This is a genomic window from Micromonospora costi (genome assembly GCF_003626655.1).
GTDB lineage: Bacteria > Actinomycetota > Actinomycetes > Mycobacteriales > Micromonosporaceae > Micromonospora > Micromonospora costi.
This window is the reverse complement of sequence record NZ_RBAN01000003.1, coordinates 332,750-359,185: the sequence shown is the minus strand read 5'-3', so window position 1 is coordinate 359,185 and position 26,436 is coordinate 332,750. Positions and strand designations below refer to the sequence as shown.

Annotated in this window: 21 protein-coding genes and 2 tRNA genes; 15 read left to right on the top strand and 8 right to left on the bottom strand. The window is 73.3% G+C overall.

Annotated elements, in window-relative coordinates; all coding sequences use genetic code 11:
* Positions 1–246 precede the first annotated feature (246 nt).
* A complete protein-coding gene (locus D7193_RS18180; RefSeq protein WP_174242662.1) occupies positions 247–1,545 on the bottom strand; it encodes a zinc-dependent metalloprotease in 1,299 nt (432 codons plus the stop codon).
* 112 nt (positions 1,546–1,657) lie between these two features.
* Between D7193_RS18180 and D7193_RS18175 the strand changes: the two genes are divergently transcribed.
* From D7193_RS18175 to D7193_RS18125, 11 genes are all read left to right on the top strand, one after another.
* A complete protein-coding gene (locus D7193_RS18175) occupies positions 1,658–2,671 on the top strand; it encodes a YlbL family protein (RefSeq protein ID WP_120780716.1) in 1,014 nt (337 codons plus the stop codon).
* A gap of 156 nt (positions 2,672–2,827) precedes the next feature.
* Complete coding sequence (locus D7193_RS18170) at positions 2,828–5,866, top strand: UPF0182 family membrane protein (protein ID WP_120781356.1); 3,039 nt, start codon at positions 2,828–2,830, stop codon at positions 5,864–5,866.
* 141 nt (positions 5,867–6,007) lie between these two features.
* Positions 6,008–6,517, top strand: a complete 510-nt coding sequence (locus D7193_RS18165) for a SigE family RNA polymerase sigma factor (protein ID WP_120780715.1) — start codon at positions 6,008–6,010, stop codon at positions 6,515–6,517.
* Positions 6,507–7,418 carry a hypothetical protein gene (locus tag D7193_RS18160; protein ID WP_120780714.1) on the top strand — a complete coding sequence of 304 codons (912 nt, stop codon included), beginning with the start codon at positions 6,507–6,509 and terminating at the stop codon, positions 7,416–7,418. The genes D7193_RS18165 and D7193_RS18160 overlap by 11 nt, the downstream gene beginning before the upstream one ends.
* A 141-nt stretch (positions 7,419–7,559) precedes the next feature.
* Positions 7,560–7,633 (top strand) — tRNA-Met (locus D7193_RS18155).
* Positions 7,634–7,802: 169 nt separating this feature from the next.
* Positions 7,803–8,966: an ROK family transcriptional regulator gene (locus D7193_RS18150; RefSeq protein ID WP_120780713.1), complete on the top strand. Its 1,164-nt coding sequence runs from the start codon at positions 7,803–7,805 to the stop codon at positions 8,964–8,966.
* Positions 8,967–9,031: 65 nt separating this feature from the next.
* A complete protein-coding gene (locus D7193_RS18145; RefSeq protein WP_206611927.1) occupies positions 9,032–10,900 on the top strand; it encodes an alpha-galactosidase D in 1,869 nt (622 codons plus the stop codon).
* 74 nt (positions 10,901–10,974) lie between these two features.
* The gene (locus tag D7193_RS18140) at positions 10,975–13,389 is read left to right on the top strand and encodes a glycosyl hydrolase family 95 catalytic domain-containing protein (RefSeq protein ID WP_120780712.1); all 2,415 of its coding nucleotides are present in this window, start codon (positions 10,975–10,977) and stop codon (positions 13,387–13,389) included.
* Positions 13,389–14,696 carry an SGNH/GDSL hydrolase family protein gene (locus tag D7193_RS18135; RefSeq protein ID WP_120780711.1) on the top strand — a complete coding sequence of 436 codons (1,308 nt, stop codon included), beginning with the start codon at positions 13,389–13,391 and terminating at the stop codon, positions 14,694–14,696. Before D7193_RS18140 ends, D7193_RS18135 begins: the two co-directional genes overlap by 1 nt.
* 130 nt (positions 14,697–14,826) lie before the next feature.
* Positions 14,827–14,900 (top strand) — tRNA-Met (locus D7193_RS18130).
* A 117-nt stretch (positions 14,901–15,017) separates the two neighbouring features.
* Positions 15,018–15,272: a hypothetical protein gene (locus tag D7193_RS18125; protein WP_120780710.1), complete on the top strand. Its 255-nt coding sequence runs from the start codon at positions 15,018–15,020 to the stop codon at positions 15,270–15,272.
* A 47-nt stretch (positions 15,273–15,319) separates the two neighbouring features.
* On the opposite strand, the gene D7193_RS18120 is transcribed toward D7193_RS18125, so the two are convergent.
* A complete protein-coding gene (locus D7193_RS18120) occupies positions 15,320–16,648 on the bottom strand; it encodes an ABC transporter substrate-binding protein (protein ID WP_241563176.1) in 1,329 nt (442 codons plus the stop codon).
* 203 nt (positions 16,649–16,851) lie between these two features.
* On the opposite strand from D7193_RS18120, the gene D7193_RS18115 reads away from it, so the two are divergent.
* Entirely contained in the window at positions 16,852–17,685 is an 834-nt protein-coding gene (locus tag D7193_RS18115; RefSeq protein ID WP_120780708.1) for a phosphoribosylaminoimidazolesuccinocarboxamide synthase, read from the top strand.
* Positions 17,686–17,721: 36 nt separating this feature from the next.
* On the opposite strand, the gene D7193_RS18110 is transcribed toward D7193_RS18115, so the two are convergent.
* Positions 17,722–18,444, bottom strand: coding sequence for an acetate uptake transporter family protein (locus D7193_RS18110; RefSeq protein WP_120780707.1), 723 nt, complete (start codon positions 18,442–18,444; stop codon positions 17,722–17,724).
* A gap of 119 nt (positions 18,445–18,563) precedes the next feature.
* Positions 18,564–20,048, bottom strand: a complete 1,485-nt coding sequence (glpK, locus tag D7193_RS18105) for a glycerol kinase GlpK (RefSeq protein ID WP_120780706.1) — start codon at positions 20,046–20,048, stop codon at positions 18,564–18,566.
* A gap of 108 nt (positions 20,049–20,156) precedes the next feature.
* Between glpK and D7193_RS18100 the strand changes: the two genes are divergently transcribed.
* A complete protein-coding gene (locus tag D7193_RS18100; RefSeq protein WP_120780705.1) occupies positions 20,157–21,095 on the top strand; it encodes a ribose-phosphate diphosphokinase in 939 nt (312 codons plus the stop codon).
* Between the two features lie 57 nt (positions 21,096–21,152).
* Here D7193_RS18100 and D7193_RS18095 read toward each other — a convergent pair whose 3' ends face one another.
* Positions 21,153–21,614, bottom strand: a complete 462-nt coding sequence (locus D7193_RS18095) for an ATP-binding protein (protein ID WP_120780704.1) — start codon at positions 21,612–21,614, stop codon at positions 21,153–21,155.
* Between the two features lie 118 nt (positions 21,615–21,732).
* Between D7193_RS18095 and macS the strand changes: the two genes are divergently transcribed.
* On the top strand, positions 21,733–22,860 hold the full coding sequence (macS, locus tag D7193_RS18090; RefSeq protein WP_120780703.1) for a MacS family sensor histidine kinase: 1,128 nt from the start codon (positions 21,733–21,735) through the stop codon (positions 22,858–22,860).
* A gap of 50 nt (positions 22,861–22,910) precedes the next feature.
* Positions 22,911–23,666, top strand: a complete 756-nt coding sequence (locus D7193_RS18085; RefSeq protein ID WP_120781354.1) for a response regulator — start codon at positions 22,911–22,913, stop codon at positions 23,664–23,666.
* A 61-nt stretch (positions 23,667–23,727) separates the two neighbouring features.
* On the opposite strand, the gene D7193_RS18080 is transcribed toward D7193_RS18085, so the two are convergent.
* The 3 genes from D7193_RS18080 to D7193_RS18070 all read right to left on the bottom strand — a co-directional run bounded on the left by D7193_RS18080 (position 23,728) and on the right by D7193_RS18070 (position 26,234).
* A complete protein-coding gene (locus tag D7193_RS18080) occupies positions 23,728–24,300 on the bottom strand; it encodes a DUF5709 domain-containing protein (protein WP_120780702.1) in 573 nt (190 codons plus the stop codon).
* A 132-nt stretch (positions 24,301–24,432) separates the two neighbouring features.
* Positions 24,433–25,176 carry an ATP-binding protein gene (locus D7193_RS18075; RefSeq protein WP_241563174.1) on the bottom strand — a complete coding sequence of 248 codons (744 nt, stop codon included), beginning with the start codon at positions 25,174–25,176 and terminating at the stop codon, positions 24,433–24,435.
* A 56-nt stretch (positions 25,177–25,232) separates the two neighbouring features.
* Positions 25,233–26,234, bottom strand: a complete 1,002-nt coding sequence (locus tag D7193_RS18070) for an SDR family oxidoreductase (protein WP_120780700.1) — start codon at positions 26,232–26,234, stop codon at positions 25,233–25,235.
* Positions 26,235–26,436 lie beyond the last annotated feature (202 nt).

The window sequence follows — 26,436 nt, the reverse complement described above, 5'->3', positions numbered from 1 at the left end:
GGTGACGCAAAACTCTTGATCACGCGGGTGGTCTCTCCCGGGTCACCGTGGGTGGTCTCTCACGGGGGCGGCCGGGACCTGGATGAGCGTGACGCCTCAGAGGCATATTTATGCCTCTGAGGCATCACGCTCGCGTGGTGACAGGGGCGCCGGCGATGGCCGCACGCCGGTCGTCGCCGCCGGCGACGGCCTCACGCCCCGCCGGCGGTCGACGTCGCTCGCGTCGGCTGCTGGCTGACGGGACGGTCAGGAGCGGCCGTCGTCCTCGTCGCCCTCGGGCCGCTGCTCCTTCTCGCCGGGCGACTGCTCCTCGGGCCCGCCGGGAGCGGTGAAGTCGAACTTCTCCAGCTCGTCCATGATGTCGACGTCGGCCATCGCGAAGGCCACCGGGTCGGCGAAGTCGTCCTCGGAGGGGAGCAGGTCCGGGTGGCCCCAGAGCGCGTCCCGTCCGGCGATGCCGCGGTGCTCGGTGAGCGCCGCCCAGAGTGCGGCGGCCTCGCGCAGCCGGCGCGGTCGCAGCTCCAGGCCGACGAGCGCCGCGAACGTCTGCTCGGCCGGGCCGCCGGCCGCACGCCGGCGCCGGAACGCCTCGGCGAGGCGCACCACGTCCGGCAGCCGGCCCTGGGCCGCGCTGTCCACTACGTGGCAGACCCAGCCCTCGACCAGCGCAAACGCGGTCTCCAACCGGGCCAGCGACGCCTTCTGGGCGGGGCTGTCCTCCGGAGTGAAGATGCCCTCCAGCGCGATGGCCTGCATCGACTCCGGGTCGGTCGGGTCGACCCGGCCCATCGCCTCCTCGATCGCCTCCCGGTTGACCCGGATGCCCGAGGCGTACATCTCGACCGCGCTGAGCACGTGGCCGCGCAGCCACGGAACGTGCTGGAAGAGCCGCTGGTGGGCGGCCTCGCGCAGCGCCACGTAGAGGCGGACCTCGTCCTCCGGCAGCTCCAGGCCCTCGCCGTACGCCTTGATGTTGGCGGGGATGAGCGCGGCCGTGCCGGCCGGGCCGAGCGGCAGCCCGATGTCGCCGGCGGAGAGCACCTCGGCGGCGAGCGAGCCCAGTGCCTGGCCGAGCTGACCGCCGAAGAGGGCGCCGCCGAGGGTGGCCACCATCGACTGCATCGGGCCGAGCTGTGCGCGCGCCTCCGGCGGCACGAGGTCGCCCATGGCGCCCACCATCCGGCTCGCCACCGGGTCGCAGAGCTTCCGCCAGACGTCCAGCGTCTTGTAGATCCACTCGTTGCGGTTCCAGGCCACGGAGGTCTGGATGCCGGACGGCCACGCCGAGGCCGGCTCGAGCCACAGGTCGGCGAGGCGCAGCGCCTCCTCGACGGCGTTGCGCTCGTACGGCGACACCGCCGGGTCGCCCGCGGCGGCGAGCTGGCTCGCGGCCACCTGGCGGGCCAGGTCCCAGTTCACCGGCCCGCTGCCCGACGAGGAGAGCAGGTGCTGCAACTGCGACATGAACTGCTGCATCTGCGCGGGGTCGTTGGGGTCTGGTGGTTGCCCACCCGGGAGTGCGAAACCGAACGGAATATCAGGCACGAGGTCTACGGTACGCGCGCCACGCCCCAGGTCGTGCCGCTGGCGTTGCGCTGAGGGCGAAGTCGCCCGCGCACCGCCGGAGCGGCCGGGCCCGGTCGGTACGCTCTGCCGCATGAGACGTCGCGGCCTGACCGTCCTGCTCGGTGCCCTGCTCACCGCCCTGCTCAGCCTCGGGGTGCTCGGCGCGCCGATCCCGTACGTGGTGCTCGGCCCCGGGCCGACCGTCAACACGCTGGGCACGGAGAACGGCAAGGAGGTCATCCAGGTCTCCGGCCGCGCGACGTCCACCTCGGCCGGGCAGCTGCGGCTCACGACCGTCGGCGTCCAACCCACGGTCAAGCTCCGGTCGGCCATCACCGGCTGGTTGTCGAAGGACGAGGCCGTGGTGCCCCGCGAGCTGATCTACCCGCCGGGGGAGTCGCAGGAGCAGGTCGAGAAGCGCAACGCCGAGGACTTCGCCGCGTCGCAGACCAGCGCCGAGACCGCCGCGCTGCGGGAGCTGGGTTTCCCGGTGCAGGTCGTGGTGAAGTCGGTGACCGCGGGCGGGCCGTCGGTCGGGTTGCTGCGGACCGGCGACGTGCTCACCTCCGTCGACGGGCAGCCCGTGCCGGTCGCCACCCGGCTCACCGACCTGATCCGGGCCAAGCCGGCCGGCAGCGTGCTGACCATCGGCTACACCCGCGACGGGGCGCCGGCCACCGCGCAGGTCACCAGCCGGGAGCAGGACGGCCACCCGCGCATCGGCGTGGAGATCGAGCAGCAGCAGCCGCACCCGTTCAACCTGAGCATCGACCTGGAGGACATCGGCGGGCCGAGCGCCGGGCTGATGTTCGCGCTCGGCATCGTCGACAAGCTGACCCCCGCCGACCTGACCGGCGGCATGGTGATCGCCGGCACCGGCACCATCGACGACGAGGGGAAGGTCGGCCCGATCGGCGGGATCGCACAGAAGCTGGTCGGGGCGAAGCACGCCGGGGCGAAGGTCTTCCTCGTACCGGCCGACAACTGCGCCGAGGCGGTCCGCAACCCGCAGCCCGACCTGCCGCTGATCAGGATCGGCTCGCTGGACGAGGCGCTGGGCGCGCTCCAGACGCTGCGCGCCGGGGGCCAGCCGACCCGCTGCTGACCACCTCGGCGACGCCCCGACGGCCCGCGCGTGGCCGGCTCCGGCCACCGCCGGACCGCCACGGCGTGACCACGGGCGGCCACGTTCAGAAACACCCCGTACTCTGGGTGCCTGGTCGGAGCCGATCACATCGAGCGTGCGGAGCCAACAGTGGTCATGCGGAGCAGCAGTCCCCTGCCGAGGATGAGTCGACGCGGCCGCGTCACGATCGCCGTCCTGGTCGGGGTGTTCGCACTGTTCACCCTGCTCGGTTGGGGCGTGCAGGCGTGGACGGACTGGTTGTGGTTCGACGAGGTCAACTACACGGAGGTCTTCACCGGGGTGCTCGTCACCCGGCTGCTGCTCTTCCTCGTGATCGGCCTCGCCATGGCGGTCGTCGTGGGCGGCAACCTCTGGCTGGCCTACCGGCTGCGGCCGCGGCTGCGCCCGCACTCCGTCGAGCAGGCCACGCTGGAGCGGTACCGCATGGCGCTCACGCCGCGGCTGGGCACCTGGATCGCGGTCGTCGCCGTGATCGTCGGCCTCTTCGCGGGCCTGTCCGCGCAGAGTCGGTGGAACCAGTGGCTGCTCTTCCGTAACGGCGGCGACTTCGGGGTGAAGGATCCGGAGTTCGGCATCGACGTCGGGTTCTACGTCTTCCAGCTGCCGTTCTGGCGCTACCTGCTGGGTGTCGGCTTCACCGCCGTGGTGCTGGCCGTGGTCGGCGCGCTCGCCGTGCACTACATCTTCGGCGGCGTCCGGCTGCAGGGCGTCGGGGACCGCATGACCAACGCGGCCCGCGCCCACCTGAGCACCCTGGTCGCGGTGTTCGTGGCGCTCAAGGCGATCGCGTACGTGCTGGACCGGCGCGCCATGCTGCTGGAGTACAACGAGGGCGCCAAGCTCTTCGGCGCCGGCTACGCCGACGTCAACGCGCTGCTGCCGGCCAAGGAGATCCTCGCGTACATCTCGATCGTCGTCGCGGTCGCGATCATCATCTTCTCGAACGCCTGGATGCGGAACCTGGTGTGGCCGGGCATCTCGCTGGCCCTGCTGGGCGTCTCGGCGGTGGCCATCGGCGGCATCTACCCCTGGGCGGTGCAGACCTTCGAGGTGAAGCCGAGCGCCAAGGAGAAGGAGGCGCCGTACATCCAGCGCAGCATCGACGCGACCCGGACGGCGTACGGCCTGGCGACCACCAAGACCACGCCGTACGCGGCGAACAACCTCACCCCGCCCGCGAGCCTCGCCACGGACACCTCGGTGGTGCCCAACGTGCGGCTGCTCGACCCGCAACTGGTGAGTGAGACCTACACCCAGTTGCAGCAGGTCCGTGGCTTCTACGACTTCGGCCCGAAGCTGGACATCGACCGGTACGGGGTGAACGGCAAGACCTCCGACTACGTGGTCGGCGTCCGGGAGATCAACTACGGCGAGCTGACCGACCAGCAGAACACCTGGATCAACCGGCACACCGTGTACACGCACGGTTACGGCGTGGTGGCGGCGCCGGCCAACCAGGTGGTCTGCGGTGGCCAGCCGTTCTTCGTCTCCGGCTTCCTCGGGGAGCGGACGCAGGAGGCGTGCTCGTCGCAGACCGAGCAGATCCCGGCCACCCAGCCGCGGATCTACTACGGGGAGCGGATGGGCGACGACGACTACGCGATCGTCGGCCAGACCGACCCGAACAACAAGGCCGAGTTCGACCGCCCGGTCGGCGAGGGCGGCGGCGAGTCGTACACCTACACCGGCACCGGTGGTGTGGAGATCGGCTCGTTCACCCGCCGGCTGCTCTACGCAATCAAGGAGCAGGAGTCGAACTTCCTGCTCTCCGGCGCGGTCAACGACAACTCGAAGCTGCTCTACGTGCGTAACCCGCGCGACCGGGTGGAGAAGGTCGCGCCGTTCCTCACGCTGGACGGCGACCCGTACCCGGCGGTGGTCGACGGCCGCGTCCAGTGGATCGTGGACGGCTACACGACCGCCGCGACCTACCCGTACGCCGAGCGGGTCAACCTGCGCGAGGAGACCACGGACGAGTTGACCGGCCGCGGCACCTTCCAGCTGGCCCGCGAGAACGTCAACTACATCCGCAACTCGGTCAAGGCCACCGTCGACGCGTACGACGGCACGGTCCGGCTCTACGAGTTCGACGAGAACGACCCGGTGCTGAAGGCCTGGAACAAGGCGTTCGGCGGGGACCTGGTGCTGCCGAAGGAGGACATCCCGACCGAGCTGGCGGAGCACTTCCGCTACCCGGCCGACCTGTTCAAGGTGCAGCGCAACCTGCTCACCAAGTTCCACGTGACCAACCCGGGCGACTTCTACTCGGCACAGGACTTCTGGCAGGTGCCGAACGTGCCGGACGCGCCGGACAGCGGGCAGAAGCAGCCGCCGTACTACCTGTTCACCCAGTTCCCCGGCCAGGAGGGGCCGCGTTTCCAGCTCACCTCCGCGGTCACCCCGAACGGCCGACAGAACCTGGCCGCGCTGATCTCCGGCTCGTACGTGGACGGGGAACCGCGGCTGGAGGTGCTGGAGCTGCCCGACCAGACCCGGATCTCCGGTCCGGTGCAGGTGCACCAGCAGATGACCAACAACGGCGACATCCGGGAGCGCCTGAACGTGCTCTCGGTGGGTGGCCAGGCCCAGGTGCAGTACGGCAACCTGCTCTCGCTGCCGTTCGCCGACGGGATGCTCTACGTCGAGCCGGTCTACGTGAAGAGCAACAACCAGGACGCGTACCCGCTGCTGCAACGGGTGCTGGTCTCGTACGGTGACGGTGGTTCGTTCGTGGCGCTGGCCAACAACCTGGACGAGGGCATCAAGCAGCTCGTCGAGCAGGGCAAGCGGGCCGGGCAGGGCGCGCCGCCGCCGCAGACGGGCGGCACCAACCCACCGCCGCAGACGGGTGGCACGCCGCCGCCCACGGGTGACAACAATCCTCCGCTGAGCGGGGAGCTGGCGGCCGCGGCGGAGCGGGTGCAGACCGCCATCGGCGAGGTCCGGGCCGCGCAGGCGTCCGGTGACTTCGAGCGGTACGGGCGGGCGCTCAAGGCGCTGGACGAGGCGATGGTCGCCTTCCAGCAGGCACAGGGGAAGGTCACTCCGGCGGCCGGCACGCCGACGGGCTCCCCGACGCCGGGCGGTAGCCCGGCACCCGGTGGCAGCAGTCCGCCCCCGTCCCCGAGCACGAGCCCACCCGCGGGCGGCTGATCCGACGCGACGCAGGCCCCCGGCCCTGGACCCACCGGTCCCGGTGCCCGGGGGCTCTGTCGTCTCTCCGACCGCAACCGGCAGCCCCGTTCGTCCGTCCTGCCTGAAAAGGACGCGATGGCAGGGAAGCGTGGTGACGACATGAGGGACGCGGGCAGCTTCGACGAGTTCTACCGCAGCACGTCCCGACGCATGCTCCGGTACGGCTACGCGGTCGCCGGGAACTACACCGAGGCGCAGGACCTCGTGCAGGAGGCGTACGCCCGGGCCTGGCGGCAGTGGGGGCGGATGACGGCGCACCCTGCGCCGGAGGCGTGGCTGCGGCTGGTCGTCGCCCGGCTGGCCACCGACCGCCGGCGTCGCCTGCGCGGCTGGCACGCGGCGCTCACGCGCAGCGGGCCGCCGGAGGTCGTGCCGCCGCCCAGCGAGGACGGCGTGCTGCTGCTCGACGCGCTCCGCCGGCTGCCGGCCGCCCAGCGGCAGGCGCTCGCCCTGCACTACCTCTTCGACATGTCGGTGGAGGAGATCGCCCGGGAGACGGAGGTGCCGACCGGCACCGTGAAGTCCTGGCTGTCCCGGGGCCGCGCGCGTCTGGCCGCGCTGCTGCCCGGCGTCTCCGACGCGGAACTGGAGGCCAACGATGTCTCGTGATCTGTCCGACTTCTACCGCTCCCTCACCGGTGACGCCGATGCCCGGGCCGTGGTCGCTCCGGAGGCGCTGCGGGAGCGGGCCGACCGGCGGGCCCGCGTACGGGCGACCGGCATCGTTCTCGCGGCGGCGCTGCTGGTCGCCGGTGTGGGGACCGGCACCGGTCTGGTCCTGACCGGCCAGCGCGAGGCGGTCACGCCGCCGGCCGGCACTCCCACGCCGGTGGTGACGGCGCCGTCGCCGAGCCCGTCGGCGACGCCGGGCACCCCCTCACCCGCCCGGACCACGCCGAGCCGGTCGCCGGCGGCTCCTCCGAGCAGCGCTCCGCCGCCGGCGCGTACGCCCACGTCGATCCCGGACCGGGCGTTCTTCACCCAGCCGTTGGCGACCACCGCCTGGCCGCCGGTCGCCAACGACGACGGGAGGGCGTTGCCGGACCTCTGCGGCGCGGATCTCGACGACCGGGTGGTGCAGCGCCGCGGCCGGGCGCTCTTCTACCACCTGACCCCGAACACGCCGGAGGGGACGGTGCCGTACGGCGCCTACCGTCACACCATCACCATCCACCGCCCCGGCCGGGCCGACGACTGGATGGCCGACCTGCGCCGGGCGGTGCGGGACTGCCCGGAGCAGGAGGTCGCCGACGGGCGGACGTCCCGGCAGCGGCTGCTGGCCGGCGGCGACTTCGGCGACGAGGCCGTGCTGGTCGAGATGCGCGAACCGGCGTGGGCCGGGGGTGAACCGGTGGAGGGCGAGACGATCCGGCTGATCCGGGCGATCCGGGTCGGTGACGTGGTGACGGTGCTGTGGGAGATGGGCTGGGAGGGCACGTCGAGCGACCGGCGTCAGGTCGACGACTACAGCCGACGCGCGGTCCGGGCCGTCTCGGACTGGTTGGACTGAGGTGCGGCCGGGCCGGCGCGGCGTCGCCGGCCCGGCCAGCGCGAATGCGGCCCCGCCGGCCCGCCCGGTCGCGTGCGTCGCCGCCGGGCGGGGGGCCGTTTTGCGGGTTACGGGGGGAGTGCGTTACGGTTGACGGACCGACGCGGGGTGGAGCAGCTCGGTAGCTCGCTGGGCTCATAACCCAGAGGTCGCAGGTTCAAATCCTGTCCCCGCTACGACGAGAAACACCAGGCGAGAGCCCGTTCCCGGGAGACCGGGGGCGGGCTTTCGTCGTGTCCGGGGTCGGTGGGTGCCGGGTGTGGGGGCGGGTGCGCCCGACTGTAGGACGGCCCTCGAAGCAAATCAATACTTGAAGAAGTTAAATATTTGCCTAGGCTTTCGGGCATGTTTCCTGCCAGCGACACGGTGCTCGTCGCGGCGCCGGCCGCCACGGCCGTGTTCACGGCGGTCCTGACCGGAGGGCCGGTGAGCCGGGTGCGTCTCGCGCGCCGGCTCGGGCTCTCCTCCGCCGCCGTCACCAAGGCCGCGCGTCCGCTCATCGAGCGGGGCTACCTGCACGAACTCGCCGCGACCGATCGGACCGGCCCCGGCGCGGGCCGCCCGGCCAGCCCCCTGGCGGTGCGGGCGGACCGCGAGTTCTTCGTGGGCGTGAAGATCACCGCCGACGAGTTGATCGGTGTGGTCTGCGACCTGCGCGCCGAGGTACGCGCCACCGCGCGCCGCCCACTGGCCGACCCCGCGGTCGACGGTGTGCTCACCGACGTCGGCCGGCTCGTGGACGACCTGCTCGACGCCGTACCCGAGCACCGGGCCCGGGTCCGCCGGCTCGGGCTCTCCCTCTCCGGCGACGTGGACCGCACCACCGGCCTGGTCCGCTACTCGCCGTTCCTGCACTGGCGCGACGTGCCGCTGGGCCACCGTGCGGCCGAGGCCACCGGGCTCACCGTGACGGTGGAGAACGACGTGAAGGCGCTCACCGCCGCCGAACACTGGTTCGGCGAGGGGGTGGGGGCGGAGTCGTTCGCCCTCGTGACCGTGGGAACGGGCATCGGCTGCGGCCTGGTCGTCAACGGCCGGCTCGTCTCCGGGTCGTACGGCGTGGCCGGAGAGATCGGCCACATCGCCGTGGACGCCGCCGGCCCCGACTGCCACTGCGGTGGCCGTGGCTGCGTCGAGGCCATCGCGGGCACCGACGCGCTCGTGGCGCAGGCCCGGGAGCGTACGGGCCGGCCCGATCTCGGCTTCGACGAGGCCGTGGCGCTCGCGCGGGGCGGGCACGAGGCCGTCCGCGCCGTCTTCACCCGCGCCGGCGGTGCGATCGGCTGCGGCATCGCCGCCGTCGCGAACCTCGTGGGGCCCACCCGGATCGTCGTGTCCGGCGAGGGCCTTGCCGCGTACGACCTGTTCGACACCCCCATCCGGACGAGCTTCGAGCGGCAGGCCTTCGGCGCCGCCGCCCGGTGCCCGCTGTCCATCCGTCCGCTGCCCTTCGAGGAGTGGGCCCGCGGCGCCGCGGCCGTGAGCATCCAGTCACTCGTCCTTCCCTGACCCCCGCCGGACCGGCGGAGGCCGGCCGTGCGACCGGCACCACCCGCCCGCAGGAGGTTGATGGAATGAGAACCCGCAGACGCGTCCGGCGCCGGACCGGACTCCCCGTGGTGGCCACGGCGCTGGTCGTGGCACTCGGCGGGCCGGCCGTTCCGGCGCGGGCCGCCGCGCCCGACGCCGCCACGCCCCACGCCGCCGCGCCCGACGTCACGGCGGCGCCGGTCACCGCTCCGTCCACCGTGGACATGGCGGCCACGGGCCTCGCGGAACGCCCCTATCTGGGGTGGAGCAGTTGGAGCATGCAGTCGTCCAAGTACCCCGGCCTGAACCCGGACGGTGACTACAGCTACCTCACCGAGGCGAACGTCCTCAAGCAGGCGGACGCGCTCGCCACCCGACTCAAGCCGTACGGCTACGAGTACGTCAACATCGACGCCGGCTGGTGGCGTGACAACGACTGGACGCCGAGGTTCGACGAGTACGCCCGGCAGACGCCCGACCCGGTCCGGTTCCCGCGCGGGATGAAGGCGGTCGCCGACCACATCCACGCCAAGGGGTTGAAGGCGGGCATCTACCTGCCCGTCGGCCTGGAGAAGGAGGCGTACGCGGGCGGTGCCGCGCCCATCTGGAACGCGCCCGGGTGCACCACGGCCGACATCGTGTACCCGGACCTGCGCACCACGAACGGCTGGGACAGCGCCTACAAGATCGACTTCGACGACCCCTGCGCCCAGCGGTACATCGACTCCCAGGCCCGGATGTTCGCCGACTGGGGGTACGACTTCCTCAAGCTCGACGGTGTCGGGCCGGGCTCGTTCAAGTCCGGCGACAACTACGACAACGTCGCCGACGTGGCCGCGTGGCAGAAGGCGATCGCCGCCACCGGCCGGCCGATCCACCTCGAACTGTCCTGGTCGCTCGACATCGGCCACGCCGCGGACTGGAAGCGGTACTCCAACGGCTGGCGGATAGACACCGACGTCGAGTGCTACTGCAACACGCTGGTCACCTGGGAGAACTCGGTCGACGACCGGTTCGACGACGCGCCCGCCTGGAGCCGCAAGGCCGGCCCCGGCGGCTGGAACGACCTCGACACCCTCAACGTGGGCAACGGCGCGATGGACGGCCTCACCCAGGCCGAACGCCAGACCTACATGACCCTGTGGGCCATCTCGAAGTCGCCCCTCTACACCGGCGACGACCTCACCCGGCTCGACGACTACGGCCTGTCCCTGCTCACCAACAGCGAGGTCATCGCGGTCGACCAGGACGGGGCACCGCCGGCCCGGCCGGTCACCCCCGCCGGCGACCAGCCGGTCTGGGCCGCGAAGAACCCTGACGGCAGCTGGACGGTGGCCCTGTTCAACCTCGCCGACGCGCCGGCCTCCGTCACCGCCCACTGGGCGTCGCTCGGGTTCACCGGCAAGGCCACCGTGCGGGACCTCTGGAACCGGAAGACCCTCGGCACGTACAAGGACAGCATCGGGGCGGCGCTACCCGCGCACGGATCACGGCTGTTCACCGTCCGGCCGGGCGGGCCCGCTTTGGTCACGACGCGGTACGAGGCCGAGGCCGCCACCAACACGCTGAGCGGCAACGCCTCCGTGGCCGGGTGCGACGCCTGCTCCGGCGGCCAGAAGGTCGGCAACCTCTACCTCGGCGGCAAGCTCCGGTTCAACGACGTGACGGTACGCAGGGACGGCATCTACACCGTCGCCATCTCCTACGTCAGCGGCGACATCCGCTCGGCGACCGTCTCCGCCAACGGCGGCAACGGCACGAGCCTGCGGTTCCCCTCCACGGGCGACTGGGGCACGGCCGAGACCGTCAGCGTCCAGCTCGCCCTGAAGGCCGGCGCCAACACCATCACGGTCGACAGCGCCGACTGGTACGCGCCCGACATCGACCGGATCGACGTACCGCAGACGCCCTGACCCGCCCCGTGGGGCCCTGCCTGGCGGCGGGGTCCCACCCGGTGGAACCCGTTCGCCCAGGTTGGAGCACGGACATGGACATCCGGAACACCGAACCGCACGACATCCGTCCGAGCCGGCGGGGTCTCCTGGCCCTCGCCGCCGCCTCCGGGCTGGTCACCGCTCTGGGCGGCCTGCCCACCTTCGCGGCGTCGGCCGCGCCCCGACGCCCCACCACGTCGCCCCTGCTCGATCCCGAGGACGCCGCGCGGAACCAGCTCTGGTGGAAGGCGCCCGGCGCCGCAGGCTCCCTCATCGAGCAGGGACTGCCGGTCGGCAATGGCCGCCTCGGGGCGCTCGCGGGCAACGATCCCGCCAACGAACTGCTCGCGATCACCGACGCCACCCTCTGGACGGGAGGGCTCAACGACACCCTCCAGAGCGACGGCCAGTTCCCGTACGGCCGGGACGACTTCGGCTCGCTGACCCAGCTGGCCACCCTCACCGTCGACATCCCCGGGCACGACCTCGGCGTCGTCGACGCCTACCGCCGCACCCTCGACCTCGCCCAGGGCCTCGTCGGCGCCACGTACGACGTCGGTGGCGTGACCTACCGGCGGCAGATCTTCGCGAGCCGGCCGGACGACGTGATCGTCCTGCACTTCACGCAGGAGGGGCGGGGCGCGTACACCGGGACGGTCTCCCTGGCCGGCACCCACGGCGAGGCCACCACCGTCGACGCGGCGCGCCGCTGCGCCTCGTTCGGGGCGTCGTTCGCCAACGGGCTGCGGTACGGCGCTGCCGTCACCGTGCACAGCGCCAGCGGGACGGTCACGGTCACCGGCACCTCGATCGCCTTCGCCGACTGCCGGGACCTCACGGTCGTGGTGAGCGGGGGCACGAACTACGCGCCCGACCAGGCCGCCGGGTTCCGCGACCCGTCCGTGGACCCCGAGCGCCTGGCCCGTACGAAGGTGCTCGCCGCGGCCCGCGAGCCCGTGCGGGACCTGCTGCACACCCACGTGGCCGACGTACGCCCGCTCTTCGAGCGGTTCGCCGTCGACCTCGGCCCCTCGCCCGCCTGGCTGCGCGAGCTGGACACGTGGGAGCGGGTGCAGGCCCGGTGGCGCGACGACGTCCCCGACCCGGAGCTGGAAGCCGCGTACCTGCAGTTCGGCCGTTATCTGATGATCTCCGGATCCCGGGGGAGTCTGCCCCTCGGCCTCCAGGGCCCGTGGCTGGAGGGCAACGACCCGGACTGGATGGGCGACTACCACACCGACGTCAACATCCAGATGAACTACTGGCTGGCCGACCGCGCGGCACTGGGTTCCTGTTTCGACGCGCTCGCCGACTACTGCCTCGCGCAACTGCCGTCCTGGACGGACGTCACCCGGCGCCTGTTCAACAGCCCCACCAACCGGTTCCGCAACTCCACCGGCCGGGTCGCCGGCTGGGCGGTGGCCTTCTCCACCAACCCGTACGGCGGAAGCGGCTGGTGGTGGCACCCGGCCGGCAACGCCTGGCTCTGCCAGAACCTCTTCGAGCACTTCGAGTACACCCAGGACCGCGCCTACCTGGCGAAGGTCTACCCGCTGCTCAAGGGCGCCGTGGAGTTCTGGGCGGCCCGCCTCGTCACCAGCACCGTCACCGACGCCTCCGGCGTCTCGCGGGAGGTTCTGGTCGACGACGCCGACTGGTCGCCGGAGCACGGGCCGCAGGACGCCAGGGGCATCACCTACGCCCAGGAACTGGTGTGGCAGCTCTTCGGGAACTACCTCACCGCCACGCAGGTGCTCGGCCGGGACAGCGGCTACGCCGAGACCGTCGCCGGGCTCCGCGAGCGCCTGTACCTTCCCGAGGTCAGCCCCACGACGGGCTGGCTCCAGGAGTGGATGTCACCCGACAATCTCGGTGAGACCACCCACCGGCACCTCTCCCCGCTGATCGGCCTCTTTCCCGGCGACCGGATCCGCCCGGACGGATCCACGCCGGCGGAGCTGGTGGCCGGCGCGACGGCCCTGCTCACGGCGCGGGGCATGAACAGCTTCGGCTGGGCCAACGCGTGGCGGAGCCTGTGCTGGGCCCGCCTCAAGGACGCGGAGACCGCGTACCGGTTGCTGGCCACCAACCTGAAGCCGTCCGTGAACGGCGGCAACGGCACCGCCATGAACCTCTTCGACATCTACGAGACCAACCCGGGCCGCGGCATCTTCCAGATCGACGCGAACCTCGGCACCCCCGCCGCGATCATCGAGATGCTCGTGTACTCCCGGCCCGGCCACGTCGAGCTGCTGCCCGCCCTGCCCGCCGCCTGGGCGGCCGCCGGTTCGGTGTCCGGCGTGGGCGTCCGGGGTGGCTTCGTCGTGGACGTGAGCTGGGCGAACGGCCGGGTCACCCGGGCGCGACTCACGAGCACCGGTGGCCGGAGCACGACCGTGGTGGCCGGTGGCAGGGCACGCCGCGTCGACCTCGTACCGGGCCGGTCCGTCACGTTGGGGGACTTCTGATGGCCGCCGCGACCGCGGTCGCCACGGCGCCGAGCCGTTCGCGTGGCCTGCGGGTGCTCGCCGCCGTCCTGGTCACGGCGGCCTGCGTACCGCTGCTCCCCGCGGCGGCGCAGGCCCGACCGTCCGGGTCGGTCGCGCCGCAGACCCGGCCCGCGGGGGTGGCGCACACCGGGCCGGTGGCGGCATCGGCCCGTCGGGACCGCCACCCGGTCGCCACCTGGGGCGCCAGCGCCGACCGGCAGGGCGCCGGGCCCGCCGACCGCAGCTACCGGCTCGTCGTACGCACCAGCGTCGGCGGGACGGACCTGCGGATCCGCCTGAGCAACGCCTTCGGCGAACACCCGGTGACGTTCACGAGCGCCTGGACGGGACTCCAGCGGCAGGGCGCGGAACTGGTCCAGGGCAGCAACCGGCGGTTGACGTTCGGCGGGCGGCCGTCGGTCACCGTCCCGGCGGGGGAGACAGTCGACAGCGATCCCCTGCCGGGGACGCTCGCGGCCCAGAGCAACCTGGTCGTCAGCCTGTACGTGACCGGCGCGGAGGGGCCGACGACCGGTCACGGCATGGCCATGCAGACCTCGTACGCCGCCGCGGGCGACCACGCCGCGGAGGAGGCGGCGACGAACTGGACCGACCGGATCGGCTCGTGGTACTGGCTGGACGCCGTCACCGTCGAGACGCCCACGGACGTCGGGGCGGTGGCGGTGCTCGGTGACTCCATCACCGACGGCTGGGCGTCCACGCCGGACGAGAACCGGCGCTGGCCCGACTACCTCTCCCGGCGGCTCCAGGCGGCGACCGGTGGCACGGTGAAGGGCGTGGTCAACGCGGGCATCTCGGGAAACAAGGTGCTGGCCGACGGCGCCGGGCAGGCGGCGCTGCGCCGGCTGGACCGCGATGTCCTCTCCCACCCGGGAGTCGAGACGGTGCTGGTGCTCGAGGGCGTCAACGACATCAAGGCCCACACCGGCGTCACCGTGGACGACCTGGTCACCGGCTACCGGGAGGTCGTCGACCGGGCGCACGCGGCGGGGAAGTGCGTCGTCGGGGCGACCGTCATGCCGTACAAGGGCTGGTCCGAGTACGACGCCGACGGTGAGGCGGTGCGCCAGGGCGTCAACGACTGGATCAGGCACGGCGGCGCCTTCGACGCCGTGGTGGACGTCGACCGGATCACCCGCAGCCCGTACGACCCGCAGGCACTCCTGCCGTTCTTCGACAGCGGGGACCACCTCCACCCGAACGACAAGGGCATGCAGGCGATGGCCGACGCCGTCGACCTGTCCGCGCTGCGCTGCGAGCGCTGAGCGAAGGGGCGTTCCACGGGTGGCGGCCCGTCCGTCCTGGCGGGCCACCACCCTTCCCGGCCAGGGCGGACGGGAATCGGCGGGCCCGCGGAAACCACTGGAAACGATGGGGTAGAGTGGTGTTCACCGACGCGGGGTGGAGCAGCTCGGTAGCTCGCTGGGCTCATAACCCAGAGGTCGCAGGTTCAAATCCTGTCCCCGCTACGACAATGACCCGGGTCCCTCGCACACGAGGGGCCCGGGTTTCTTGTTGCGGCCGATGGCGCGCCGGTTCCCGGTCGACCGCGTGCCCCGGTTGCGCTCCTCGGCGAGGATGAGGACATGTCTTCCTTCGGCAAGTGGTGGGGCCGGCTCGGCGCGGTCCTCGGTTCGGTCGTGCTCGCGGTGTTCGTACCCGTGGCGGCCTGGGCGTCCACCGGCACCGGTGAACTGGTGGTGGAGGCCGCCCGGCGCCGGTCCCGCGGCGGTGGTTTCGGTTTCCTGGGGCTGCTCTGCTGCCTCGTCGTGGTCGTGGTGATCGTCCTCCTGCTGCTGCGACTCATGCGCGGTCGCCGGGGCGGCCCGCCGCGCCGCTGAGCCCGACCGGGGCGGCCGCCCGTCGGTCCCGGTTCGCCTCCCGGCGGTCAGCCCGCCAGGGCGGCGGCGGCCTGGGCGAGGAAACGGGTGGCCGCCGCCCGCTCGGCGGTCCGGCCGGCGCGGACGCTCTCGGCGGCTTCGACGAGCAGGGTGCGCACCCGGGGATGGCCGGTCGGGGGTGGGGCCGGTGCCGGCCCCGTCCCCGCGCTCATGGTGCCGGCGAGCGCGGCGACCCGCTGCTCGGCCGGGTCGGTGACGCTCGCCGCCACGGCTCCCCGCACGGCCCGGCTCGGGGTGAGCCCCCGCTCGTGACCGAGGACGGCGCCCGCCGCCACGTCGGTCGTCAGGAAATTGATCACGTCGATCACCGCGTCCGGGTTACGGCTGCCCCGGAACACTGCCCAGTACATCGACGCCCGGGGCCACTGGGCGGCGGGGGAGCCGGGGAAGGGGGCCACGCCCAGCTCCGCCCGGGTGAGCCCTTGCAGCTCCGGCAGCTGGTGCGACCAGGCGAAGGAGGCGGCGGTCAACCCCGACACGACCAGTTGCCGGGCCGGCTCGCCGGTGTCGGCCTGCTCGACGAGGGCCACGCCCGGCGTGGCCCGCGCCGCCCGGGCCCGCCGCCACAGGGCGAACCAGCCGACCAGCTCGTCGACGCCGAAGCCCAGCTGGCGGCCCTGGTAGAACTCCCGGCCCTGGCCGCGCAGCCAGAGCCACAGCGCCCGGTCGTCACCGGACGGGTCCATCGTGCCGGCGACCCGGCCCCGGCTGGCGCGCGTGACCTGAGCGGCCCAGTCCACGTACTCGTCCCACGACATCCCGGTCCGCGGCTCGGGCACGCGCAGCGTACGCAGCAGCTCCCGGTTGAAGACCAGCGTCGCCGCGGTCTGGCCGGCGGCGACGGCCATCGTGCGGCCGTCCACCTGGCCGTAGCGGGCCAGCCCCTCGGGCAGGTCGCGCAGGTCGAGCCGGTTGTCCGAGACGTGGTCGGTCAGGTCGAGGAGGATCCCGCGCCGGGCGTACTCGGTGAGGACCCCGTCGTCGAGCTGGATGAGGTCGGGCACGTTGCCGCCCAGGGCCTGGGTGGCCAGCCGGGAGTAGTAGCCGTCGAGCCCCTGCCAGGTGACGCGGAAACCCACCCGCGGGTGGCGCTCGGTGTAGAGGCGCAGGGCCCGTTCGGTGAGATCGGCGCGTCTGGCCCCGCCCCACCAGAAGACCGACAGCTCCACCGGGCCCTCCCGGGCGGGGGAGGGCGACGACCCGGCGCGGCATCCGGTGAGGCCGCCGGCGGCCAGGACGGGGGAGCCCAGGAGCGCGGCGAGGACCCGGCGCCGGCCGGGATCCGCCCCGGCGGACAGCGGTCGGGAAACGGGCACGCGGGACTCCTGCGGACACGGCGAACGGGACGGCCGGCCCATTCACGCAGGGACCGCCCGAGGGTGTCAACGGCCGTCCGGGCACAGCACGCGCCGCCACCGGTCAGACGCGTCGGGTCGGGGCCGGCGGGGCGGCCAGGGCGGCGGGGTCGCCCGCGGGCACCCTCACCGGCCCACGCGCCGCACGTGGTGTACTAGGCCGCGTGGAACTTCTGCACTCGGGCAAGGTCCGGGACGTCTACGCCGACGGCGGCGACCTGATCCTGGTCGCCTCGGACCGGATCTCGATCTACGACGTGGCGCTGCCGACGCCGATCCCGGACAAGGGAAAGCTGCTCACCGCGCTCTCGCTGTGGTGGTTCGAACAGCTGGCGGACGTGGTGCCGAACCACGTCGTCTCGGCCACCGACGTGCCGGCCGAGTTCGCCGGCCGGGCGATCCGCTGCCGCCGGCTGGAGATGGTGCCGGTCGAGTGCGTGGCCCGCGGCTACCTCACCGGTGGCGGGCTCCGGGAGTACGAGCGCACCGGCGCGGTGTCCGGCGTGCCGCTGCCCCGGGGTCTGGTCGAGGCCTCGATCCTGCCCGAGCCGATCTTCACCCCGTCGACGAAGGCGCCGATCGGCGAGCACGACGAGCCGATCACGTACGAGGACGTGGTGGCCAAGGTCGGCGAGGCGACCGCCGAGCGGCTGCGCCAGATCACCCTCGACATCTACCGGCGGGGCGCCGAGATCGCCGCGGACCGGGGCATCCTCGTCGCCGACACCAAGATCGAGCTGGGCTGGGCGCCCGACGGCACCCTGGTCCTCGCCGACGAGCTGCTGACCTCCGACTCCTCCCGGTTCTGGCCGGCCCAGTCGTACCAGCCGGGCCGGGTCCAGTTCTCCTACGACAAGCAGTACGTGCGGGACTGGGCCACCAGCAGCGGCTGGAACAAGCAGGCCCCGGCGCCGGAAATGCCGGCCGACGTGGTCGAGGCGACCCGGGCCCGCTACGTCGACGTCTACGAGACGCTCACCGGCAACCGCTGGGCGTGAGGGGGCGGGCGCCCTGCGCGGCGCCCGCCCGTACCGTCACTGGCCGACCTTGATGCCCGGCTCGCCGGACACGAACTGGATGGTCTGCCGGGGTTCCTGGCCCGGCCGGTCCGGCGCGCCGCGCTTGCCCATCGGCAGGATCACCCGCCGGTACGCGGCCTCCAGCATCATGGCTGTGGCCGTGTACCAGCCGGCGATCGCCGAGATGATGAAGAGGTACGCGCCGGCTGTCCGCCAGCCCGAGATGTCGGCGAGCTGACCGATCGCCTGGCAGGTGGCGCCCGCGGCGAGGGTCCCGAGCACGGCGACGAGGCTGAGGTTCACCGCGAAGGCGGCCAGCGTTCCGGACCAGGTGATCGCGGCGAGCGCGAGGAACCAGTAGCCGAGCGCCACGAAGGGGGTCGGCACGGTCAGCACGCCGACCGCGACGAGCAGGAAGAGCACGCCGTAGGAGAGCCAGAACGCTCCCCAGATGCCGTGCATGGCGGTGGCGATGCCGTCGCGGGCCCGGTAGGCCCACATCCCGGCGAGGAACTGGGCGAGCCCTCCGGTGAACGCGGCGAACGGGAACAGGAAGTTCGGCGCGTTGCTGTCGCCCCACCAGCCCGCGAGGTTCGTCGCCACGACGAACGTGGCGGCGGCGAAGCCGAACAGGCCGAGGATCGATGGCGCGGCGACCGGTTGCAGCGAGATCTGTGCGTGGTTTCGCCAGAATTCGAACTCGCCGTCGTGGGACGGCGCATGGCCCATGCGGGACATAGGGTCTCCTCCTTCCCACGGCGGCTCCGCCGGAAGGGCGAAGCAGTGGGAGGCGTCTACCCGGTGCGCGCGGTCCCACACGCGGGCCGTCGGGGCGTCTAGCCCTCCCCGGCGGGCGCTCAGTCCAGCCAGTCGAGCGTCCGCTGCACGGCCTTGCGCCAGTTGCGCAGCTCCCGGTCGCGGTGCGCCGGGTCCATCCCCGGCGTCCACTGGGCGTCCGAGCGCCACCGCTCCCGCAGAGTGGCCAGGTCGGGCCAGTAGCCGACCGCCAGGCCGGCCGCGTACGCGGCGCCGAGGCAGGTGGTCTCGGTGATCCGGGAGCGGACCACCGGGACGTCGACGACGTCGGCGAGGAACTGCATGAGCAGCTGGTTGGCCGTCATCCCGCCGTCCACCCGCAGCCGGCGCAGCGCGACGTCCGAGTCGGCGTTCATCGCGTCGACCACCTCGCGGGTCTGCCAGGCGGACGCCTCCAGCGCCGCCCGGGCCAGGTGCCCCTTGGTGATGTAGCCGGTGAGCCCGGCGATCACCCCGCGGGCGTCGCTGCGCCAGTGCGGGGCGAACAGGCCGGAGAACGCGGGCACCACGTAGCAGCCGCCGTTGTCCTCGACCGTGCGGGCCAGATCCTCCACCTCGGGGGCGGTGGCGATCAGGCCCAGGTTGTCCCGCAGCCACTGGACCAGCGCCCCGGTCACCGCGATGGCGCCCTCCAGCGCGTACGCGGCCGGCTGGCCGTCGATCCGGTACGCGACCGTGGTGAGCAGGCCGTGCGACGACGTCACGGGGCTGGCCCCGGTGTTGAGCAGGAGGAAGCTGCCCGTGCCGTACGTGCACTTGGCCTCGCCGGGCTGGAAGCAGGTCTGGCCGAACAGCGCGGCCTGCTGGTCGCCGAGCGCGCTGGCCACCGGCACCCCCGCGAGCACGCCGGTGGCCGTCCCGTAGACCTCGGCGGAGCTGCGGATCTCGGGCAGCATGGCGGCCGGCACGCCCATGGCGTCGAGCAGTTCGGCGTCCCAGTCCAGCGTGGACAGGTCCATGAGCATCGTGCGGCTGGCGTTGGTCACGTCGGTGACGTGCCGGCCGGTCAGCTTCCAGACGAGCCAACTGTCCATCGTGCCGAAGAGCACCTCGCCCGCCTCGGCGCGGGCGCGCAGCCCGTCGACGTTCTCCAGCAGCCAGCGCAGCTTCGGGCCGGCGAAGTAGGTGGCCAGCGGCAGGCCGGTGCGGGTGCGAAACCGCTCCTCGCCGTACGTCTCGGCGAGTTCGCGCAGCAGCGGCTCGGTCCGGGTGTCCTGCCAGACGATCGCGTTGGCCACCGGGCGGCCGGTGGCCCGGTCCCAGACGAGGGTGGTCTCCCGCTGGTTGGTGATGCCGACCGCGGCCAGCCCCGCCGTGTCGGTGCCGGCCGACGCCAACGCCTCCCGGACCACCTGCTCGACGTTCGCCCAGATCTCCTCGGCGTCGTGCTCGACCCACCCGGGCCGGGGGAAGATCTGCCGGTGTTCCCGTTGCGCCACGGAGACGATGTCCCCGGCCCGGTCGAAGAGGATGCAGCGCGAGGAGGTGGTGCCCTGGTCGATGGCGGCGACGTACTCTCCGGTCACGGCAGCACCGTACCCGCCGCGGCGGTGACGCGCCGACCGCCGCGGTCGCCGTCCGCGCCGCCGCCCGGCGCCCGCCACCCCCGACCACCAGCCGTACGATGTGCAGACGTGCGTGACATCGCCGTGTTCAGCGGAACCGCCCATCCCGACCTCGCCGCCGAGATCTGCGCCCACCTCGGCGTGCCACTGCACCCGGTGCGGGTCTCCCGGTTCGCCAACGACTGCCTCGAGGTGCAGCTCCAGGCCAACTGCCGGGAGCGGGACGTCTTCCTGATCCAGCCCCTGGTGCCCCCGGTGCAGGAGCACCTCGTCGAGCTGCTGCTGATGATCGACGCGGCCCGTGGCGCCTCCGCGGGCCGGATCACCGTGGTGCTGCCGCACTACGCGTACGCCCGGTCTGACAAGAAGGACGCGCCGCGGATCTCGATCGGCGCCCGGCTCGTGGCCGACCTGCTCACCTCGGCCGGCGCGGACCGGGTGCTGGCGATGACACTGCACTCGCCGCAGGTGCACGGGTTCTTCAGCGTGCCGGTCGACCACCTGCACGCGCTGCGCGAGCTGGCCGGGCACTTCAAGCGTTACGACCTGAGCAACACCGTGGTCGTCTCGCCGGACCTGGGCAACGCGAAGGAGGCGGCCGCGTTCGCGCGCCGGCTCGGCACCCCGGTCGCCGCCGGCGCGAAGCAGCGCTTCAGCGACGACAAGGTCACCATCAGCGCGGTGATCGGCGACGTGGCGGACCGCGACGTGATCGTGTTGGACGACGAGATCGCCAAGGGCAGCACGGTGATCGAGCTGATGGACCACCTGCGCGACCGGAACGTGCGCTCGATCCGGCTGGCCTGCACGCACGGCCTCTTCTCCAGCGGCGCGCTGGCCCGGCTCAGCGACCAGCCGGGCGTCCTGGAGATCGTCTGCACCAACACGGTGCCGATCCCCGCGGAGAAGCGGGTGCCGAAGCTGAGGGTGCTGTCCGTGGCGCCGGCGCTGTCGGAGGCGATGCGGCGGATCCACAACGGCGAGTCGGTGAGCGCCCTCTTCGGCTGACGGTCGCCGCCTCCTTCCGGGTGCCGTGCGGCTCGGTCGGCCGGGGCGCCGCGGGGCTCAGTCGGGCAGGTCGGCGGCGGCCGGGGCGGCGATCTCGGTGGTGATCCGGACGACCGTGCCGGTCGCGCCGCTCATCACCTCCATGGTGTCGCTGAGCTGTCGGGCCAGCCAGAGGCCCCAGCCGCCCGCGGTCTCCGGCGCCGGCCGGGTCCGATCGTCCAGCCGTTGCGCGCTGATGCCGAGGCCCTCGTCGGCGACCTCGCAGACGAGCCGCCCGTCGTTCCGCCATAGCCGCAGCGCGCCCTGCCCTCCGCCGTGCCGCACGGCGTTGGTGATCAGCTCGTTGACCGCGAGCACGAAGTCGTCCAGGCGCTGGCCGTGCAGGCCCGCGGCCTGCGCGCAGGCGGTGACCGAGTGACGCAGCTCGGTCACCTGAGCCCGGTCGAAGGTCTCGGCGATGAGAAGGGCAGGTTCGATGGGCACAACCGTACGCGGTGAGCGATGGTCGGCGTTCGTCATGGCCCGTCCCGACAGCGGATCTCGGAGTTATTCGCGGCATTTCCACCGTACGTCAGGGTTTCCCGGCCCGCAGCGGGCGGACCCCGGATGGCGGAACCCGTTGTGGCATCGTGACGCCATGCCGTCGTCGCCGGGTGGTTTTGAGGTGCCGCTGTGGCGGGCGATCGCGGTGTTCCGGGTGGCCTCTCTCGCGTACGTCTGCCTGTTGGCCGTGCGCGACGGCGGCCGGTACGCCCACCCGCTCGCGGCCGGCGGGCTGGTCCTGGCCATGGCCGCCTGGACCGCCGTGACGGCGTGGGGCTACGCCCGGCCGGCCTGGCGGCGCTGGCCCCTGCTCCTGGCCGACCTCGGTGTGGTGCTGGCGATCATGATCGCCACGCCGTGGGTGATAGGGCGGGCGGCGCTGCACGACGGGGTGCCCACCCTCGCGGTGGCCTGGCTCGCCGGGCCGGTCCTGGCCTGGGCCGTCTCGGGAGGCCGGCGGCGCGGGACGATCGCCGCCCTCCTGGTGGGCGGCACCGACCTCGCCACCCGGGACCGGATCAGCCCGTCCTCGTTCACCGGGGCCATCCTGCTCCTGCTCGCCGGCGTGGTGGTCGGGCACGTGGCGAGGCTGGCGGTCACCGCCGAGGAGCGGTTGCAACGGGCCGTGGAGCTGGAAGCGGCCACGCGCGAGCGCGAGCGGCTGGCCCGGGACATCCACGACTCGGTGCTCCAGGTGCTCGCCCTCGTGCAGCGGCGCGGCGCGCACCTGCCAGGGGAGGCCGGGGAACTGGCCCGGCTCGCCGGGGAGCAGGAGGTCGCCCTGCGGGCGCTGGTCGCCGGGTCCGTGCCGCCGCCCCGGGCGCCCGTCGACGGTCCCACCGACCTGCGCGTCCTGCTCCAGCGGCACGCCGGGACGGCGGTCTCCGTGTCGGCTCCGGCCACCCCGGTGCCGCTGCCCGCCGCGGTGGCGACGGAGCTGGCCGCCGCGGCCGGGGCCGCGCTGGACAACGTGGGACGGCACGCCGGCGGGCGGGCCTGGGTGCTGATCGAGGACGAGGGGGAGACCGTGACGGTGTCCGTACGCGACGAGGGGCCGGGCATCCCGGACGGCCGGCTGGACGAGGCGGCGGCGCAGGGGCGGCTCGGTGTGGCGCAGTCGATCCGTGGCCGGATCGCGGCGCTGGGCGGCACGGTACGCATCGTGTCGACGCCCGGCGCCGGCACGGAGGTCGAGCTGACCGTGCCGAGGAGTGACCGGTGACCGGGGCCGGGCCGGTGGCTGGCGGGCCGGGCGGCGGGCCTGTGCGCGTGATGGTCGTCGACGACCACCCCATGTGGCGGGAGGGGGTGGCGCGGGACCTCACCGAGGCCGGTCACCTCGTGGTGGCCGCCACGGGCGAGGGGCGGCAGGCGATCCGGGTGGCGCCCGCGGCCCGGCCCGACCTGGTGGTGCTGGACCTGCAGCTGCCGGACATCTCCGGTGTGGCCGTCATCCAGGGGCTGCGGGCGGCGCTGCCGCAGGTGCGCGTGCTGATGCTCTCCGCCAGCGGCGAGCAGCAGAGCGTCCTGGACGCGGTGAAGGCGGGCGCCACCGGCTACCTCGTGAAATCGGCCGCGCCGGACGAGTTCCTGGACGCGGTGCGCCGGACCGCGGCGGGGGAGCCGGTGTTCACACCCGGCCTGGCCGGCCTCGTCCTGGGTGAGTACCGGCGGCTGGCGGCCGCTCCGGAGGGACGGGACGCGGGGCCGGCCGCCGGGGCGGCGGGGGAGCCGGTGTTCACACCCGGCCTGGCCGGCCTCGTCCTGGGTGAGTACCGGCGGCTGGCGGCCGCTCCGGAGGGACGGGACGCGGGGCCGGCCGCCGGGGCGGCGCCCCGGCTGACCGAACGGGAGACCGAGGTGCTGCGGCTGGTGGCGAAGGGACTGTCGTACAAGCAGATCGCCACGCGGCTCGGGCTCTCGCACCGTACGGTGCAGAACCACGTGCAGAACACGCTGGGCAAGCTCCAGCTGCACAACCGGGTGGAGCTGACCCGGTACGCGATCGAGCGGGGCCTGGACGACTGATCCGGCACCGCCACGGGGGCGGCGCCGGATCGGTGGTGGTGCGGGTCGCGCGACGGCGCGGTCAGACCGCGGGCGGCGGATTGGTCTCGTGTACGGCCAGTTCCTCCGCGGTGGCGCCGCCGCCGGCCGAGCCCGCGTCGTACGCCACGTTGTCGGTCTCCTGGTCGGTGTGGGACCCCTCGTCCGGTTCCACGATCCGGCCCACCTGCGCGTCGGCCACCGTGCCGAGCTGGCCGTGGTCGTAGAGCGAGACCGGCGAGTTCGGGTCGGACGTCGGGCCGTCGTCGATCACGTCGGCGTCGAGTTGGGCCTGCGCCGCGGCTTCCTCGCTGTCCGCCTCCGCCGCGATACCCGGGTCCACCGGGCCGGCCAGTGGATCGTCGGCGGGGCGCTCGTAGACCTCGCGCTGGAGCTTGTAGTCCAGCGACTCGCCGTCGAGCTGCTCGTCGGCCGTGGTCCCGTAGCGGTCCACGGCGACCGGCGTCCGGTCGGCGGGCAACTGCGCCGGGTCGGGGCCGTCCGCCTCGCGACCGGTCAGCACGTCGTCGTTCGCGGTCGAGTCGTCGTCGGCGGTCTGCGGCAGGCCGTTGGCCTCCGGGTCGGACACGGGGGTCGGGTACTCGTCGTCGCGCATGACGGATCTCTACCCACTCGACCCGTCGATCATGCAGTTGTGGTGCCCCTCAAAAGCCGCTAACCGCCCCATAACCCCCACCATGACTGCATGATCGACCGCGGGGGTGGGTGGGTGGGGCCGGGTGGTGGGCTAGGGCTTGGGTTGGTCTTCTGGGTCTAGGACGCACCAGACGACCTTGCCGTCCGGGACCGGGCTGCTGCCCCAGCGCCGGGCGACCATGTCGATGAGCAGCAGACCCCGGCCGCCGGGCGAGTTCACCGGAGCCGGCCCGGCGAACGCGGGCTGCCGTGCCGAGTGGTCCCGGACGGCCAGGTGCAGCGTCTCGCCCACCGGAGCGAGCCGCACGGTCATCGGCGTACCCGCGTGGGCCACCACGTTGTTGACCATCTCGGTGATCGCGATACCGCCGGCCTCGGCGAGCGCCGGCACCCCCCAGCGCCGGCAGCCGTCGGCGACCATCTCCCGGGCCTCCCGCGCGGCACCCAGCACCGGAGGAAGGTCGGCGGTGAGCACGGCCGCCATCGGGGACTCCGCGAGCGCCGCCAGCGCCGCGTCCAGACTGGGCAGGACCGCCACCCCGGCCAGCGCCGGGTCGGACCGGGGGGCCGCGCCGACGACGGGGTCGCAGACCAGCAGCGCCGCGGCCGGCCAGTCCGCCACCTCGCGCTGCACGTCGGCGAAGACAGCGCGGACGGCCGGCTCGCTGACCCGAAGGCCGGTCAGGTCCACCACCACGGGGCCGGGACGCGCCCAGATCCGGGCGAGCAGCGCGTCGCGCACGGCGGCCGTGTCGGACGGCTCCAGCACTCCGGTGATCCGGACCACGGCGGAGGACTCGTCCACCTCCACCAGGCAGCGCACGTCCGTTGGCATGATCGCTTCATTCTGCCCGCCGCTGGCCGTCCGCGCATCCGGCCGGTCGGTCCGGTTCATGACCGTTCCGTTCGGGCCCGACGCGTCCGCGCGGCCATCGTCCCGACCGCGGTCCCGGCGGCGGCAAGGCCGAACGCGGCCGTCATCCGTACGAGCTGCCGACGCCGGCCGTGCCAGCCGCCCTCGCGCCGGGCCTCCGCACCGCCCCGGAACACGTTCCCGGAACTGTCCGCGCGGGAACCCGGCCCGAACTGCGTGCGGTGCGCGTACCAGCCGAGGAGGCGCTCGCCGAGCGCCGGCGCCAACCGCCACTGGAGGCCCATCAGCCGCGCCGCGCCACCCGCGTACGCCTCGCGGCGCGGCCGGCGCAGCAGCCGGACGATGGTCGCCGCCACCGTCTCCGGCGGGTAGACCGGTGGTGGTGGCAGCACCTCGCGCCCGCTGTGGTTCGCCTCCTTCCGGAAGAAGGGGGTGTCGATGGTGGCGGGCAGCACGGTGCAGATGGAGATGTTGCCCCGGCCCGTCACCCGCAGTTCCTGGCGGACCGTGTCGGCCAGGCCCCGCAGGCCGTGCTTGGCGGCGTTGTACGGCGACTGGTACGGCATCGCCACCTCGGCCAGCACGGAGGCGTTGTTGACCACGACGCCGCCCCCGGCGGCGCTGAGATGGGGCAGCGCGGCCCGCAGGCCGTGCACCGCGCCGAGCAGGCTGACCTCCAGCACCCGGCGGAACTCGGCCACCGGGATCTCGTCGAAGAGCCCCACGGCGCCCACGGCGGCGTTGTTGATCCAGCCGTCCACGTGGCCGAACTCGGCCGCCGCCCGGTCGGCCAGCCGCTGCACCGAGTCCGCGTCGGTGACGTCGGTGGGCACGACCAGCGCCCGGCCGCCCAGTGCGCGGCAGCGTTGGGCCACCTGGGTCAGCGCCGGCTCGCTCCGCGCCGCGAGCACGATCGCGGCTCCCCGGCGGGCCAGCGCGTACGCGGTGGCGGCGCCGATGCCGCTTGAGGCGCCGGTGATCACCACGGTGGCGTCATCGAGGCTGCGGGTGAGAGGCATTCCTCGCCCGTACCCCCGGCCGGGGTGGGTCATGCCGCCGAACCCGCCAGATCACCACGGACCGTGATCATCGGAGGATGTTTCCGGTACGCCTGATGCTTGTCGTGGCGGAAGTGTCCGGGGCACTCGCGTGGCTCTTCCCGATCTGCCAGGTTTCGGCTTCTGGGCCCGTGGTTAATGGGACCCTCTGACCGGGAGGACC